General features: G+C 67.4%; 15 protein-coding genes. 6 read left to right on the top strand and 9 right to left on the bottom strand.

The features are described 5' to 3' along the window. Window positions 1-60 precede the first annotated feature (60 nt). The gene (locus tag AC5RWA_RS09230; RefSeq protein ID WP_494057369.1) at window positions 61-984 is read left to right on the top strand and encodes an AEC family transporter; all 924 of its coding nucleotides are present in this window, start codon (window positions 61-63) and stop codon (window positions 982-984) included. Here AC5RWA_RS09230 and AC5RWA_RS09225 read toward each other — a convergent pair. From AC5RWA_RS09225 to uriH, 7 genes are all read right to left on the bottom strand, one after another. Then, window positions 929-3541, bottom strand: coding sequence for an AMP-binding protein (locus AC5RWA_RS09225; RefSeq protein ID WP_494057368.1), 2613 nt, complete (start codon window positions 3539-3541; stop codon window positions 929-931). The two genes, AC5RWA_RS09230 and AC5RWA_RS09225, sit on opposite strands and share 56 nt — an antisense overlap. A gap of 38 nt (window positions 3542-3579) precedes the next feature. After that, complete coding sequence (locus AC5RWA_RS09220; RefSeq protein ID WP_494057367.1) at window positions 3580-4740, bottom strand: ABC transporter ATP-binding protein; 1161 nt, start codon at window positions 4738-4740, stop codon at window positions 3580-3582. Then, a complete protein-coding gene (locus tag AC5RWA_RS09215) occupies window positions 4737-6428 on the bottom strand; it encodes an ABC transporter permease (RefSeq protein WP_494057366.1) in 1692 nt (563 codons plus the stop codon). Before AC5RWA_RS09215 ends, AC5RWA_RS09220 begins: the two co-directional genes overlap by 4 nt. Further along, complete coding sequence (locus AC5RWA_RS09210; RefSeq protein WP_494057365.1) at window positions 6425-7447, bottom strand: extracellular solute-binding protein; 1023 nt, start codon at window positions 7445-7447, stop codon at window positions 6425-6427. Before AC5RWA_RS09210 ends, AC5RWA_RS09215 begins: the two co-directional genes overlap by 4 nt. An 89-nt stretch (window positions 7448-7536) precedes the next feature. Beyond that, the gene (locus AC5RWA_RS09205) at window positions 7537-8523 is read right to left on the bottom strand and encodes a ribokinase (protein ID WP_494057364.1); all 987 of its coding nucleotides are present in this window, start codon (window positions 8521-8523) and stop codon (window positions 7537-7539) included. Beyond that, entirely contained in the window at window positions 8520-9947 is a 1428-nt protein-coding gene (uriT, locus tag AC5RWA_RS09200; RefSeq protein ID WP_275728338.1) for a uridine transporter UriT, read from the bottom strand. Before uriT ends, AC5RWA_RS09205 begins: the two co-directional genes overlap by 4 nt. Beyond that, entirely contained in the window at window positions 9948-10991 is a 1044-nt protein-coding gene (gene uriH, locus AC5RWA_RS09195; RefSeq protein ID WP_494057363.1) for a uridine-preferring nucleoside hydrolase UriH, read from the bottom strand. A gap of 207 nt (window positions 10992-11198) precedes the next feature. On the opposite strand from uriH, the gene AC5RWA_RS09190 reads away from it, so the two are divergent. Beyond that, entirely contained in the window at window positions 11199-12185 is a 987-nt protein-coding gene (locus AC5RWA_RS09190; RefSeq protein ID WP_494057411.1) for a LacI family DNA-binding transcriptional regulator, read from the top strand. Window positions 12186-12234: 49 nt separating this feature from the next. Beyond that, window positions 12235-13341, top strand: a complete 1107-nt coding sequence (locus tag AC5RWA_RS09185) for a GTP pyrophosphokinase (RefSeq protein ID WP_079596995.1) — start codon at window positions 12235-12237, stop codon at window positions 13339-13341. Window positions 13342-13349: 8 nt separating this feature from the next. On the opposite strand, the gene AC5RWA_RS09180 is transcribed toward AC5RWA_RS09185, so the two are convergent. Next, window positions 13350-14276, bottom strand: a complete 927-nt coding sequence (locus tag AC5RWA_RS09180) for a LysR family transcriptional regulator (protein WP_079596996.1) — start codon at window positions 14274-14276, stop codon at window positions 13350-13352. 130 nt (window positions 14277-14406) lie between these two features. Here AC5RWA_RS09180 and AC5RWA_RS09175 point away from each other — a divergent pair, with 130 nt between their 5' ends. Beyond that, on the top strand, window positions 14407-14742 hold the full coding sequence (locus tag AC5RWA_RS09175; protein WP_494057362.1) for a CBU_0592 family membrane protein: 336 nt from the start codon (window positions 14407-14409) through the stop codon (window positions 14740-14742). A 27-nt stretch (window positions 14743-14769) separates the two neighbouring features. Here the strand turns inward: AC5RWA_RS09175 and AC5RWA_RS09170 are convergent, their stop codons facing one another. Continuing rightward, a complete protein-coding gene (locus tag AC5RWA_RS09170; protein ID WP_494057361.1) occupies window positions 14770-15150 on the bottom strand; it encodes a hypothetical protein in 381 nt (126 codons plus the stop codon). A 123-nt stretch (window positions 15151-15273) separates the two neighbouring features. Between AC5RWA_RS09170 and AC5RWA_RS09165 the strand changes: the two genes are divergently transcribed. Next, window positions 15274-15411 (top strand): hypothetical protein, encoded by a 138-nt coding sequence (locus tag AC5RWA_RS09165; protein ID WP_494057360.1) that lies wholly within the window; start codon window positions 15274-15276, stop codon window positions 15409-15411. Between the two features lie 95 nt (window positions 15412-15506). Continuing rightward, window positions 15507-15932 carry a YciI family protein gene (locus AC5RWA_RS09160; protein ID WP_494057359.1) on the top strand — a complete coding sequence of 142 codons (426 nt, stop codon included), beginning with the start codon at window positions 15507-15509 and terminating at the stop codon, window positions 15930-15932. The last annotated feature ends 2 nt before the right edge of the window (window positions 15933-15934 follow it).

Below are 15934 nucleotides of genomic sequence, written 5' to 3'. Positions count from 1 at the left end.
TCGGTCGCCCGGCGGGACGAACCACCGCAGTGACGGCGGACCGACATTGAGGACAGTATCTTGGATGGAGTCTTAAAGGGCTTCTTTGTGGTGGGCGCGGTCATGCTGGTGGGCTACATCCTGGGCAAAACCAACGCCCTGGGCCCGCACGGCACAAAGGTGCTCTCCACCCTGACGTTCCTGGTGGGGCTGCCCAGCCTGATGTTCTCCCTGATCGCCTCCCGGCACATCTCCGACGTCCTCAGCACAACAGGCCTGATCTCGGTAGCCACGGCGGCAGCCATGATGGCCGTGTTCGCCATCATCGGCGCCATCGCCAGATGGGGCGTCCGCAGGACAACCATCGGAGCACTGGCCACCGGCATCGTGAACTCCACCAACCTCGGCGTCCCGCTGTCGTCCTACGTGCTGGGCAGCGCCACCTACGTCACGCCCATCATGCTGTTCCAGCTCGCCGTCATCACCCCGATCGCCCTGACCATCCTGGACCTCAGCGATCCCGACGCGGAAAAGCCCTCCATCGGGCGCATCCTGGCCACGCCCTTCCGCAACCCCGTGACGGTGGCGGCCGTCCTTGGAATCATCGTCAGCGCCGTCGGTATCCAGGTTCCCGAACTGATCCTGGATCCGCTGTCGCTGATCGCCCAGGTGACCGTCCCCCTCATGTTGATCATTTTCGGCATGTCGCTGCACGGCCTGTCGCCCCGCGGCACCAACGGCGACGGTGCGCCAACCACGGTGGCCGTGATCCTCAAATCAGCCGTCCAGCCCGCCCTGGCGTGGGTGCTGGCCGTGTTCGTGTTCCGCCTGGATGCGTTCAGCACGTTCGTGGTCACCGCCTGCGCCATCCTCCCCACCGGCCAGAACGTGGTCCTGTACGCCGTCCGTTACCGGGTGGGGCAGAGCCTCGCGCAGTCGACGGCGGTAATCACCTCGGTTCTAGCGGTGCCCCTGCTGCTTGGCGCGGCCTGGCTGTTGAACTGAACCGCCTGGCCCAGAGCCGCCCGGCTGCAGCGGGCAGCCACCGGCACAGGGCCCAGTAGCCCACCCCCAGCACGAGGGACCCGACGACGGCCAGGACCGGGTTGACGGGAAGCAGCAGCGGGTAGACCAGCCAGTGGGTGAGGTAGATGTACAGCGACGCCGCGGCCAGCCAGCCGATGACCCGGCGCAGGAACGCGGGCACCGGCAGCGCCGGCACCCACACCAGCAGCAGGATTCCTGCGGCGACGGTGACATCCCTGACGCTGCTGCCAAAGAAGCCCGGCAGGGTCACCAGGGTGATGGCGGAGACAGTGATCCTGTGGAGGTGGGTGCGGGCCCGCGCGAGTGCCCAGCCGAGCGCGAAGATCCAGAAGACGGGCGGGGGTTTGGGCAGGCCGGGATCCACGATGTCGTACCGGCTCAGCAGCGCGATGGCCACCAGACCGAGTGCGAAGGCGAAAGGTGCCCGGCGCTCCAGCCGGTCAACCCAGGGCACGGCCATGAGCGCTGCCACGGCCAGCAGGATGTACACCAGCAGTTCCACGAACCAGAAATGCCACTGCGTGGTCACCGCCTCAGGCCCCACCATGGCGTTGAGCAGGAAGATGTTGGCCACCGTGTAGTGGTCCGTGAGGAGGTAGGCCACGGCGATGAAGGCCGTGGAGGGCACCACTATCCGGGCAACGCCGCGGAGCTGGCGGCGCAGCCGGGTAGCCCGCTGGTCGGCCAGCTGGAACCGTGCAAAGTTGTAGCCGGCCACCGCGAAGAGCAGGTGGGCGGTCTGGAACATGATCAGCTCCACGTGCGTGGCCACAATGCACACGATGGCGACGGCCCGGAGCACAATCGAGGTCTCCAGGAAGGAGAAGGGGCTCCGCCGCCGGGGCTTCCGGCGGCGCTCCAGTTCCCGCACCGGCAAGAGGTGCCAGTCGGCGGGAAGCTGTCCCAGGACGCGTTCCAGCTGCACGGAGACCGCCACGTAGGACAGCGAGTCGCCGTCAAGGGAGACGAACGTGTCATCGTCCCCCACAACGGGACATTCCAGGGCTTCGGCGAAAATGGTCCGGACGTCGTCGGCGCGGCCGGCGGGGGCTGGACCCGCCGGAGCGGCTTGGGCTGTTGCCGCGTCATCCGCAACCGCGGCGCTGGTTGCACCGGCGGCACCCGCAGCAGCGGGCTGCGGAGCAGCAAGGCCCAGGACCCCCGGGTAGTCCACCTTGCCGGTGGCCAGGCGCGGCAGGGCTTCCACAGTATGGATCACGACGGCGGCGCGGGGCAGCCCCAGCGTGCCGGCCAGGGTTTTGGCGAGGATTCCGCCGTCGTGCCCGCCTTCGACGGCGATTACCAGGCGGTCGTCCGTGCCGGCGGCGGCCGCGGTGATCCCCATGTCGGCAAGGATCCGCTCTACCTGCCCGAGGTCCACGCGCAGACCCACAATCTTCACGAACCGGCTGCGCCGCCCCACCACCTCATACAGGCCGTTGGGCTGCCGGCGGGCGAGGTCGCCGGTGCGCAGTTCGTGGACTTCCCGGCCGAGTGCGAGGTCCGCGGGATCCTCGGCGTACCCGAGCATGACGTTGGGGCCGCTGTAGACCAGTTCCCCGTCTGCCAGGTCCTCCACCGGGTCGATGCGGAAGGATCCGCCCGGCACGGGGACGCCGATGGTTTCGGCATGGTCGGCGGCCAGGTCCGGCGGCAGGTAGGCCATCCGGGCGGTAGCTTCCGTTGCCCCGTACATGACAAAGAGGTCCCAGCCGCGGCGCTGCCCGGTTTCCGCCCAGGAGCGCACCTTCTCCGGTGCCAGCCGCCCGCCGGCCTGCGTTACGTAGCGCAGGTGCGGCAGGTCCTCGTCCGCGAAGCCGACCCGGTCCAGGAGGTCGAAGGTGTAGGGAACGGCCGCGAAGGAGGTGGCCTGCCGATCCCGGAAGAGATCCCAGAAACAGGGGTCCACCACCGAGAGGTCCGTGAGCACCAGCCCTGCCCCGCGGATCAGGTGGCTGTTCACAACTGACAGGCCGTAGCAGTAATGCAGGGGCAGCGTGGTGGCGGCCCTGTCATCGGCCCCAATGCCCAGGTACTCGGCGATGGCCTCGGCGTTGGCTGTGAGGTTGGTGTGGGAGAGGCGCACCAGTTTCGGCGAGCCCGTCGAGCCCGAGGTGCTGAGCAGCAGCGCCAGTTCAGGATGCAGGTGGTGCCGGGAGCCGTTGCGCCGCTCCTCGAGCACGGGCACCCCGTGGCCGTCGCCGGAGCGCAGCAGCACGTCCGGGTCATAGGCGCCCATGAGGGACGCGAGGGCTTCCGGTTTGTCGGCCGGGGCCAGCAACAGGACGTGGCCGGCGGACAGGGCTGCGAGGTAGGCCACCAGCGAGTCCAGGTCGTTCTGCGCTGCCAGCACCACCAGCCGGCGTGCCGTTCCCAGGCGGGCGGCGGCGTCGTCAACGCGGGAGGCAAGCTCCCGGTAGGACAGGACGCCGTCAGCGCTGAGCACTGCCGGGCGGTCGCCGTGGCGGGCGAGGTCGGTGAAAGCGGCCCGGGCGAGGTCTGGCTGCGCGGTCATTGCGTCACCGGGGCGATATATGTGGACATAAAACTGGCCTAACTTAGCTGGACGGGCTCGGGCGACCGTTGATGCAGGGAGCTGCCCGGGGGCGGGGAAGTGATGGCGTGGTCGCCCAGCAGCAGCGTGGGCGTGGTCCCTGCCGCTACGGTCACGGCCACCGCTGTTCCCACGGGGTGGCGGACGGTGTGGGGCTGCCAGGAGCGCACGGTGCGTCCCGAGGCCAGCCTGACGTAGTGAAGGACAAAGGCGCCGTGGTACTCGACGGCCGAGACGCGCGCCTGGGAATCGGGGTCCGGGCGCAGCGCCACCTCGTGCGGCCGCAGCACCACGTCCACGTCCGCCTCGCTGTTGGCCCAGCCCGGCACGGTGGAAACGACGCCGATTTCGCAAGTCAGGAGGGCGCGGTGCACATGGGCGGGGAGGAAGTCCGCGTCACCCATGAAGGAGGCCACAAAGCGGGTGGCGGGCTGCTCGAAGACCTTCTCCGGGGTGTCCGCCTGTTCGATCACGCCGCCGCGCATCACCACCACCCGGGTGCCGACTGAGAGCGCCTCTGTCTGGTCGTGGGTGACGAGGACGCCGGTGGTGCCGGCCTCACGCAGCGTTGCCACGGTGTCCCGGCGCACCTGCGCGCGCAGCGACTCGTCCAGGCTTGAGAACGGCTCATCCAGGAGGACGACGGCGGGGCGGGGCGCCAATGCGCGGGCGAGCGCCACGCGCTGCTGTTCGCCGCCGGAAAGCTCGTGCGGGTACCGGCCCGCAAAGTGGGCAAGGCGCACCAGGTCCAGGACTTCCCCGGCCCGCGCTTTGCGCTCACCACGGCTCAGCCGGTCCAGCCCGAACTCCACGTTCTGCGCCACGGTCATGTGCGGAAACAGTGCGTAGTCCTGGAAGACGAGCCCTACCCGGCGCCGCTCGGGTTCCACGAAGCGGCGCTTGTCCGCCACGACATCCCCGGCCACCCTGATGGTGCCGATGTCCGGCCGTTCCAACCCTGCGGCGAGGCGGAGGGTGGTCGACTTGCCGCAGCCGGACGGCCCGATCACGGTCACCAGCTCGCCGGCCGGTACTGACAGGTCCAGCGTATCGACGCCCACGGCCGAGCCGTAGTCTTTGCTGACGCCTTCGAAGACGAGCGCTGCCGGAGCACCCTCCGTGCCGGCAGGATGCTTTTCACGTGCCACACGAATGGTCATGCCGAGGCCTTTCCAGGTGTTTCATTGCGGCGGGCTTGCCTGACGAGGACCAGGACGGGGAGGACGGCGGCCGCGACGATCACCAGTGCGGGCAGCGACGCCTTTTCCCAGAAGTTTTCGCGGGCAAGTTCGTAGACCCAGACGGACGCCGTGGTGAAGCCGAAGGGCCGGAGCAGCAACACGATGGGCAGTTCCTTGACGGCGTCGATTGCCACCAGCATCAGGGCCACGGCAATCCCGGAGCGTGCCAGGGGAACATGGACCCGCGCCAGGATGCGCCGCGGGCCGGCGCCCAGGCTGAGCGCCGAGAAGGTGAGGGTTGCCGGGATTTTCGCGAAGCTGGCGTCCACGGCCTGGTAGGCGGGGGCGAGGAAACGGATCACGTAGGCGTAAAGGATGCCCAGGACCGAACCCGTGACCAACAGCCCGGTGCCGCCGGGAACGCCTGCCGCCTCGAGGGCATCATCCAGTGCCGCGAAGGAGATGAGGACGCCGATGCCCACCACTGCGCCCGGCACGGCGTACCCGAAGGTTGTCAGCTGCGCCGCGGAGGAGACAAACCTGCCCCCGCTGAGGCGGACGCCGTGCGCTACTGCCACGGAGAGGAACACGCAGGCCGCAGCGGTGACTGCCGCGACCAAAAGGGTGTTGACGATGTACTCGCCGAAGCGCGGATCCGCGAGGAAGCCGGGGTTTTTGACGGCCCCGCCCACGGCCCATCCCAGCAGCTGGAGGACGGGGATCAGGAAGCCTGTGCTGACGGCTGCGGTGCACAGAGCGGCGGCAGCCCAGCCGCGGCCGCCGTGCAGTGTGGTCGGCTGCAGGCCCTGTCCCCTTCCGCCCTGCCGGTGATAGCGTGCCCGGCCGCGCAGGGCCCGCTCCCCCGCCAGGACGGCGACGGCGAACAGCAGGACCAGGACGGCCAGCTGGGTTGCGGCGTGGAAGTTGAAGGTGCCCTTCCAGACCAGGTAGACACCCACGGAAACGGTCTGGACGTTGAAGTACTGCACCGTCGCGAAATCGGTGAGCGTCTCCATCATCACCAGGGCCATGCCGGCGGCCAGCGACGGCCTGGCGAGCGGCAGCAGGACCCGCCGGAGTGCGCGCCCCCGCCCTGCACCGAGGGTCCGGGCTGCGTCGTACGTGCCGGATGCGTGCTCACTGAGCGCGGTGCGCGCCAGGAGGTAGACGTAGGGGTAGAGGGACAGCGACATCACCAGCACCGCGCCCGGCAGCGACCGGACGTCGGGGACCCAGACGTCCGGCCCCAGTACGGCACGCAGGGCGGTCTGCACCGGCCCGGAGACGTCGAACACGGAGAGGAAGACGAAGCCCAGGATGTAGGCGGGTACGGCCAATGGCAGGACCAGCAGCCAGGCGAAGACATTGCGCAGCGGAAAGCGGTAGGCGGTGACGAGCCATGCCAGGCCGCCGCCCACCAGGAGGGAGCCCGCTGCCACTCCCAGCATCAGGAGCAGTGTGGTGAGCACCATGCCGGAAAGTCCCCGTGGCGGTGCGGTGTCGCCCACGCTGCCCAGGCCATCAACAACCACGGCGAACACGGGGGTGGCAACCACCACGGCCACCAGGACCACGAGTGCGGACCACGCCGGGCGTCCGGCACCGGCCGTCCGGCGGGGACGGCGTTTCGGCGTCCCCGCTTCAGCGAGGACCGCCGTTTCGGTCACTTGTATCCGGCCTCGGCGAGCAGGTCCACGGCCGCGGCGTTGAGGTCGCCGTAGGCTTCGGCGTTCAGCGGCATCCGCTTGAAGTCACCAAATCCTGCGATCACCGGCTCGGGTTTGGCTGCCGGGTTCACCGGGAATTCGTGGTTCGCGTCGACGAAGGCGTTCTGGCCCGTGGTAGCGAGCCACTCGATGAGCCGCTGCGCGTCCCCGGCGTTGTCGGAGCCTTCCACCACGCCCGCGCCGGAAATGTTGACGTGCGTCCCGGCGCCTTCCTGGCTTGCCCAGTAGAGGTCCACCTTGAAATCGGGTTTGTCCTCCAGCGTCCGGGCCAGGTAGTAGTGGTTGTTGATCCCCACGTCGCAGGTGCCGGCGTCGATCGCCTCAAGCAGCAGTACGTCGTTGCTCATGATCTGAACGTCGTTGGCCACCCAGCCCTTGGCAATCTCCAGGGCCTTCTCCCGGCCGTGCAGGTCGATCAGGCTCGCGACGAGGGACTGGGTGTAGGACGAGGTGGCGTCACGCATGCACAGCCGCCCCTTCCACTTCGGATCCGTCAGCCCGGCGTAGGTGTCCGCCGCGTCGAAGTCAGCGGGATCCACGTTCTGGGGGTTATAGGTGACGGTGCGTGCCCGCATGGCCAGCCCGAACCAGCGCCCCTGCGCGTCACGGAGGTCCTCCGGGACTGCTTCATTGAGGGCGGCTGAATCAATGGCGGCGAGCTCATCCTGGCGCGCCGCATTCCACAGGTTGCCGGCGTCCACCGTCATAAACACGTCAGCCGGGGAGTCTTCCCCCTCGGCTTTCAGGCGCTCGAGAAGCTCCGCGTCGTCACCGCTGATGAACTCCACGGTGATGCCCGTTTCGTCCGTGAACTGCCCGAACGCACCCTCCAGGTCATAGTGGCGGGCTGAGTAGATCTGCAGGTCGGCAGGTTGTCCACCGATGATGCCGCAACCGGTCAGGGCGGATGCCAGTACTGTCAGGCCTGCGGCGGCGGCGAGTAAGCGTCGAGTGGGCACGTTGGGGCTCTTCTCAGGGGGCGGCTCCGGGACCGCACGGCAATTTGGCAAGGTAAGGCTATCTTAATTACCTGCCCGGCCTGTAACTGTTAAGGGCCGTGACTGCCCAGCAGGCGCCGTTGGACGTCGGTTACTTCCGGGTAGGCCGCCTGCGTGCCTTTCCGGGTGGTGGCCAGGGCCGCGGCCACCGAAGCGAACGCGGCAGCATCGGCGAGCGCATCCCCTGCGGCCAGGCGCACGGCAACCGCGCCGGTGAAGGCATCTCCGGCCCCCGTGGTGTCCACCGCGTCCACCTTCGTGGGCTTGATGAACGTCACCCGGGCGCCAGGCCCGGCCAGCGAGTCCAGCACCACGGAGCCCTGCGAACCCAGCGTCACCAGCACCTGCCGGATCCCCCGCTCCGCGAACCGCTCCCGCACGGCGTCCCACTCTGCGGCGGGGGCCGCAGCGCCCGGCACGGACGCCCCGCCGCCCAGGAACAGCGCTGCCTCGTGCGCGTTCACCAGCAGGACATCGGCGAGCCCGGCCAGGGCGGCGGGGACCTCCGCGTACGGCGAGAGGTTCAGCAGGACTGTCGCGCCGGCGTCGTGCCCTGCCTGCGCGGCCGCCACCACCGTTTCCATGGCGACTTCAAGGCAGAGGCTGACGACGGCGGCGCCGTCCAGGACGTCGCCTGCCTCGGCGACGTCGGCCGGGGAGAGGGTGCCGTTGGCGCCGGCCGAGATGATGATGTTGTTCTCGCCATTCGAATCAACGGCGATGACCGCGACGCCTGTGGGCTCGCTGGACGTCCGGACGTGCCCCACGTCCACCCCCGCCCCGGCAACCGAGGCGAGCAGCATGTCGCCGTTGGGGTCCTCCCCCACGGCACCGACGAGGCTGACCCGGCCGCCCAGCCGGCCCGCGGCGACGGCCTGGTTGGCGCTCTTGCCGCCCGGGTTCACGGCAAAACCGTTGCCGTGCACCGTCTCGCCGGGCAGCGGGAGGCGTTCGCAGTAGATGGTCAGGTCCGCGTTCAGGGAGCCGACGACGACGATCCGGCCGGTCTTTCCGACGCCGGTGGTTCCGCCGCTCATTCAGCCACCTCGGCCTCGACCGGCTTGGGGATCAGCAGCGAGGCGGCGAACGCGGCCACGGTCAGGGCCAGGCCCACCACCACAACGGTCAGGTAGGACGCCTGCGCATCGCCGAGTGCAGACGTCGCCACCAGCACGGCGGGCAGGATGAGGAAGCTCAGGCCCGCGCCGAGGTTGAAGGCGCCGGCGTTCATGCCGGGCAGGAAGCCGGGGTTGCCCGCGGGCGAGAGGACAACGCCGAGTCCATTGAGCATGATGTTGACCGTACCGGCGTACATGATGCCCAGCAAGACCGTGCCGGCGATCATCAGGGGCAGGCTGTTGAGGCCGAGGAACGCGATGATGGCGAGCGCGGCAACACTCCCGAGGAGTCCGATGCGCAGCACTTTCGTGTAGCCGAGCACCGGTGCCAGCTTCCCGCTCAGCGGGCCCACCAGCCAGCCGAGCAGCGCGTACGGGGTGAGGATAATCAGCGACATCTCCGTGGGGCCGATGCCGAAACCGGGCTCGGCGGCCTGCACGTAGGCGGGTACGATGCCGTTGATCACGGCGAAGATGCCTGTCATGGTGAGGGTGGTGGTGAGCAGCGGCGCCCAGGTGGCACGCTGGCGCAGGTGCACCGTCTCAACCATCGGCTGGCTGGCCCGCTTTTCCGTCCGCCAGAAGGCGAGGAACGCGACGGCGGAGACGGCCACGAGTGCGAGGCTCAGTACGAGGGTTCCGGAAGAGAAGGCGCCCACCAGCTTGGAGCCTTCGTTAAGCGCTGTCAGCAGAGCGCCCACGGCCACCACGATGAAGAACACACCGCGCCAGTCCATGGTGGTGCCGGCCGCCGGCTTGCTTTCAGCGGCGAGGAAGGCGATCAGCGCGGTGGCCACAACAGCAAGGACCACCATGAGCCAGAAGATGCTGCGGAAGCCGTAGTGCTCCGCGAAGTAGCCGCCCACGAAGGAATCGACGCCGGCCACGCCGCCGTTCACGGCGGTGATGAGGCCCATCAGGGTGCCGTATTTACGGGGGTTGCTGACGGCGGAGCGCAGCATGATCAGGCAGAGCGGCACGGTGGGTCCGCTGACGCCCTGGATGATGCGGCCCACGAACAGCCAGGTCACATCCGGTGCCAGGGCTGCGATGACGGAGCCGGCGGCCATCAGCAGCATCATGCCCAGCAGGACCTTCTTGCGGCCGATGATGTCGCTCAGGCGGGGCAGGAACAGGGAGAACAGGGCGGCCGCCGTGAAGAACCAGGTCTGCGACAACCCGATGACAGCCTGGTCCGTTTTAAGTTCTTCGCCCATGGTGACCAGGGCGGGGCTGAGCATGGAGGCATTGAGCTGGAAGGCCACGCAAGCTGCCAGCAGCGCAATCATGAGCGCGGTGACATTGCCGCGGCCGGTCTTGGGTGCGGTGATCGTGGCAGTCATCTACTTGACCCCTCCGGCGGTGAGGGCCGCGCCGTCGCGGCTGTCGGCGTCGGACGGCTCGCCGATGCGGACCAGCGCGTCGGTGACCAGGTCCCAGAACTTCGTGTGGTCCAGGTCCACCGCAACGCTGGTGTGGCAGTCAGCCGGGGCCGGGGCACGGAAGTCCGCCACGGTCATGCCCAGGGTCAGGGTGCCCTGCAGTTCGATGTTCACCGGCACCTTGCGGGTGCTGACGATGCTGGGATCGATGACGTAGGCCACGGCGCACGGATCATGCACGGGCGGGAAGTCAAAGCCCTGCGCGTCCTTGTAGGTGTGGGCGAAGAAGTCCATCAGTTCCGTGACGAACTTCGCGGGTTTGGTGCCGATGGCCGCGATCTTTTCGACGACGTCCGGGGTGGCGAGCGCCTGGTGGGTCAGGTCGAGGCCCACCATCACCACGGGCCATTTTTCGTTGAAGACGATGTGGGCGGCTTCGGGGTCGATGATGATGTTGAACTCGGCCACCGCGCTCCAGTTGCCCACGTGGTAGCCGCCGCCCATGAGGACAACTTCCTTGACGCGCTCCACGATGCGCGGTTCCTTGCGGGCGGCCAGGGCGATGTTGGTGAGGCCGGCGGTGGGAACCAGGGTGACGGTGCCCGGCTCGTGCGCCATCACGGTGTCGATGATGAGGTCGACGGCGTGGCGGGGGTCCAGTTCGATGGTGGACTCGGGGAGGGCGGGGCCGTCCATGCCGGACTCGCCGTGGATGTCCGGCGCGGTTTCGATGCTGCGGACCAGGGGGCGGGCGCAGCCGGCGGCGAAGGGGACGCCGGTGATGCCGGCGATGGTGCCGACGGCCAGGGCGTTGCGGGTGACCTTTTCCAGTGTCTGGTTGCCCACCACCGTGGTGACGGCCAGCAGGTCGATGGCGGGGTTGCCGTGCGCGAGCAGCAGCGCCACGGCATCGTCGTGCCCGGGGTCGCAGTCCAGGATGATTTTGGTGCGTCCGGCCTGGCTTACGGGCTGGGGATTTGGTTCCACGATGGTTCTCCACGTCATTGGGGTCCCGCCTGGGGTGGCAGGAGGCTCAGCATTCCGGAGTGATCATGGCACTGTTTCGGCGGTCACGTCAAACGCTTAACGTACGCGACGTCAAACGCTTGATGCCATGCGGCGCTGAAAGTGTTGTGATGCTACTACGATCGAGGTATGGAATCCGTGGAACAGGTGCAGCAGCCAGCGCGCCACCGGCGGATCACGGCCGCCATGGTTGCCGAGCGCGCCGGGGTCTCGGTGGCCACTGTGTCACTGGTGGCCAACGGCAAGACCGCAGGCCGCGTTTCGGAGGACAACATTTCGCGGGTGCGGGCCGCCATTGCCGAGCTGGGCTACGTGGTGGACGGCATCGGCAGCTCCCTGGCCAGGGGCGTCAGTTCCATCGTGATCCTGGTGGCCCCGGACATTTCCAACCCGTTCTTCGCCAAGGTCATCGCCGGGGTCCGCGAATCGCTGGGCCCCAGCTACCAGCTGCTGCTGTCCGTCACGGACTCGGGCGAGTTTCCGAAGGCAGCCGACGTCCGCAAGCTGATGTCCCTGCGCCCGGCCGGGCTCCTGGTTGACGCCCCGAATGCCGACTTCCTCGAGGACCTGTCCGTGGCCGGGCCCCTGGTGCTACTGGACGCACCCGGGATGGAGTCGTTCGCGCCGGCCGTGAACCTGGACGTGGCCTCTGGAGCGCGGGAACTGGCCGCGCATCTTGCCGACGCCGGGCACCGGCGGGTGGCCTACCTGGACAGCGTTACCGGGACCACTACCTTCGCCATCCGCCGCGACGCTTTCCTGGCCGAGGCGGCGGCGCGGGGCATGACGGTGAATTCCGCCGACGTGCGGAGCACAACCATCGACGTCGGAGCGGCAGCGGCTGCCTTCGCCCATGCCTGGCCGGACTGGCAGCGGAACGGGATCACCGCCGTCGTCTGCGCCACCGATACGCACGCCTACGGCGTGCTGCAGGAAGCGCGCGTGGCAGGGGTGAAAATCCCGGAGGAGCTGGCCGTGGCCGGCTTCGACGACCTTCCCTACTCCGCCACCAGCAGCCCCGGCCTCACCAGCGTGCACCTGCCCGCCACTCCTTTGGGCCTGAAGGCCGGTGAACAGCTGCGCCGGCTGATGGAGGGACGGGCGCTGGAGCCGACGGACCTGACCCTGGAAAGTTCCCTGGTGGTGCGGGGTTCAACGCTCGCGGGACGCTGAAGGTTACTGCCGCCGTCGTTCTGTCACAGCCCGGCCGTAAGCTGGGAGCATGCCGAGTCACTGGGAAAGCCTGGACGCGCCGCTGCGCGAATCCGTGCAGCACAACGTGGAGATTTACGAGCGCGTCCGCCCTGCCCTGAAGCTGGTCACGCGCGATGTCCTGCTGATCCTGCGGGACATGCTGAAGGACTCCGAAGTTACCCCGCTGTTCGTGACCGGCCGGACCAAAACCGTGGAATCGTTCAAGGAAAAGATTTCCCGGACGGAGGAACCGCTCGAGCCGGGCGGACCTCCGGTGCTGAAGTTCCCGGACCCGTTCCGCACGCTGAATGACATGGTAGGGATCCGTGTCATCACCAAACTGCCGGCGGAAAATGCCGCGGTGGCCAACATCATCAAGCGCCAGCGCCAACTGTTTGACTGCCGGGGGGACCGGGAGAAGGACATCGGATCCATCGAGTCCGGCACCTACGGGTATTCCAGCCGCCACCTGATCCTCCGGACCATCCAGAACGAGGCGGTCAAGGAGTACCAGCAGGTCTTCAACCCGGACATCGCGCCCAACGGCAGCTACTTTTTTGAATGCCAGATCCGCACGATCTTCGCGCACGCCTGGAGCGAGATCGAGCACGACATCCGGTTCAAGGCGGAGGACCCAAGGGCGTGGACCCCGCATTTCGACCGCCAGTTCACCGCGACGGCGGCCATGCTGGAAACCGTGGAAACTGCGTTCGCCGACCTGCACGAACGGTACGAGGAAGTGCGCAGTTTCTGGGACACGGACGGCGAGGGGGCGGCGCCGTTGACCCCCAACCGGATCCGCGACGTGTGGCGCACCCTGCTGCCGCACGTGGACCGGAAAGTGGACGACGACTGGGGCTGGGCTGCCGAGCTCCTCGCCGCCCACGGCCTCAACCAGACCATGCAGCTGGCCGGGCTGCTCAGTGCCAACCGCATCACCGAGGTCCGCAAGGCGCTGGACCACCGCTACTCCCCCGGCCCGGACCGGCTGCTGGATGACCTGCTGCTGTGGCAGTACGGCACCAAGCACATCGACCTCACCGCAGAACCGGCCGACGCCGTCCCGCACCCGCGGCGGGACAGCCTCCTGCGGCGGCTCAAACAGATCGAACGGTACCGGCTGACGAAGAAGTAGGGACGCCGCTAGGAAGATGTAGAGCGCGTGTCGAAGGCCGCGGCCGATTCCCGCAGAAGGCGGGCCACCGTGTCCACGGGCGTGCCGGCGGACCGCCGCCTGTCGAAGCGCCGGAGGACGATGCGCCGCGTACCCAGCCCGGGGACGTCCAGGACGTCAACCCCGTCCTGGACAACGCCCGTCAGCGCCAGGGTGGGCACGATGGCTGCGCCCTCGCCGGCAGCCACCAGTGCCAGCGCGGTCAGCGTGTCCTGATACTGATGCACGGTTTCCATGGGGACACCCGTTGACTGGCGGAGCCGGCCGAGCACCGAGGCGTTGGCGGCTGACGGCTCGACGCCGAGCCACGGAAATGGCAGGCGGCCAAGGTCAATGTTCTCGGTGGTAAGGAGGGCGCCGGCGGGAACCACCAGTTTCCAGGGCTCGTCCAGCAGGGGCTCCTCGGTCATTCCGGCGGACAGCGAACGTTCACCGGACGTCGTCGAATCGAGTTCCACCACCACGGCGTCCAGGGCACGCTGCCGGAGGAGCCGCATGAGGGCGGGGAAGTCGTCCTCAATCATCCGGATCTGCAATTGCGGGTACTGGACTCGCCACTCAGGGAGGCGCGGGATCACCACGGTGCGGACAAAGCTGGTGAAGCCGCCGACGCGCACCACGCCTGCAATGGTGGCGCCGCCTTCGATCCGGGCGCGGGCGACGCTGAGGGCGCGTTCAATCTCTTCTCCGGCTTCGGCTATCGCCAGGCCGGCGGGTGTCAGCACCGACCCTTTGGGTGTGCGCAGGACCAGCGAGTGCCCTGTTTCCTCCTCCAGTTTGTTGAGCTGCTGGGAGACCGCAGAGGCCGTAATTCCCAGCTCATCAGCGGCGGCGAGCACGCCGCCGGTACGGGCAATCGCAAGGAGCACACGGAGCCGGCGCGGATCGATATCCATGTTAAGCAGTTCTAAACCATGTCTTCAGAGGAATGCAATTGATCTAAAGCTTGGGCCTGCTCATAATTGCTGCTAAAGGGCTAGTTACGCCGGGTGACTATCGGCTGGGCATCAACTGTGAAGGGACATCATGGAACTGCTGTGGGAAATTGCGGGCTGGGCAGGCGCGGTTGCAATACTCAGCGCGTACCTCGCCGTATCCATGGGTTGGCTCAAAGCCGGCAAGGGCTTCCAGATCGCGAACCTCCTCGGTTCCTGCGCCTTTATCGTGAACGGTGCATTCCACGAGGCATGGCCGTCCGTGGTCACGAACATCGCCTGGTTCATCATCTCAGCGGTAGCGCTGTTCCGCATGCGCTCCGGGGACGAGGCTGCGGCTACCGGGGGCGAAGCACCGAAGACGCAGTTCCCTGGCGTCCCGGAGACCGGCCAAATGGCCATTATTGACGCGCCGCGCGCAGCGTAGCTTCACCTGCCCCCAACGGCAGGCCGCCTAGTCCTGCCCAGCGGCGGCCAGCTTCTCGGACCGGTCAACTGACCGGCGGATACCAACTATTCGGACGGCGACTCCGATAAGGACGAGGCTGATTCCCAGCGTCATCAGAATCCAGACCGGTACCGTAGCTGCATCGATATTCCGGTAGCACTCCGCCGCCAACCCGGTAGTCCGCATCTGCACGTCGGCCATTTCGGCCGCGGTGCTGTTCGGAAGCAGCGGACTGCCGCACAGCGGCCCCACCGTCTTCAGCCCGATAACAAAACTGAGGATGTGCAGGGCGAACCCGACGGCGACTGTCAGAAGCCAGCCGCGCCGCTGGCTAAGCTCCTGATTAATGTCCCTGGTCGCATCTCCCGGAGAATCTCGAACCTCCATACATAGAGCTTAACGGGAGTCCCGCCTGCCGTGGTGGCGTCCTTGTTGAGGTTGACGCGCCCGTGTAGTGGGAAGGGCTACACGTACTGCGTTCATTTATGGATAACCCCTAGGATGACCCTCATGACATCTGATGACGAGAAGGATCCTCCTGTACCCGCCGATCTGGTCGGGGCACCGAAGCGCATCCACCACGAGCGCGTTGCGGGAGAGAATGACCGATCCGACCGCAAGACCCCTGCGGAGGAGCCGACGGACTGAAAAAAATACTCCTGGCCTTGTCGATCTGATGCCGGCCCGTTCGACGCGATAGTAGAAGGACGCATCAGGCGTTCTCAGTAAGAAGGAGAAGAACCGTGAAGTTCATGCTGATTATGCGCGCTACCGAAGAGGCAAAAAAGGCCTACGAAGCGGCGGACATTGAACAGATCATCAATGCCATGGGCGCCTACAACGAATCGCTCATGAAGGCGGGAGTGCTGCTCGCCGGTGAAGGGCTCCCCGACGATATGAGCGAGGCTTTCGTTGTTGATTTCTCAGGCGAGAACCCCATTGTCACCGACGGCCCCTACGGGGAGACCCATGAACTGTTCAATGGTTTCTGGATCATCCAGACCGCCAGCAAGGAAGAAGCTGTGCAGTGGGCCAGCCGCTGCCCGCTGGGCCCGGGCAACAAGCTCGAAGTCCGCCGCGTCACCGATATGAGCGACTTTGAAGACTTCTCGGACAACGAATTCCTCCAAAAGGAAGCCGGCTGGCGTGAGGAACTCAACCAGCCCTAGCC

Source organism: Arthrobacter sp. 210 2, assembly GCF_059093025.1.
Note: the sequence above shows the minus strand (reverse complement) of the source record. Positions and strands in the feature narration are given on the sequence as shown.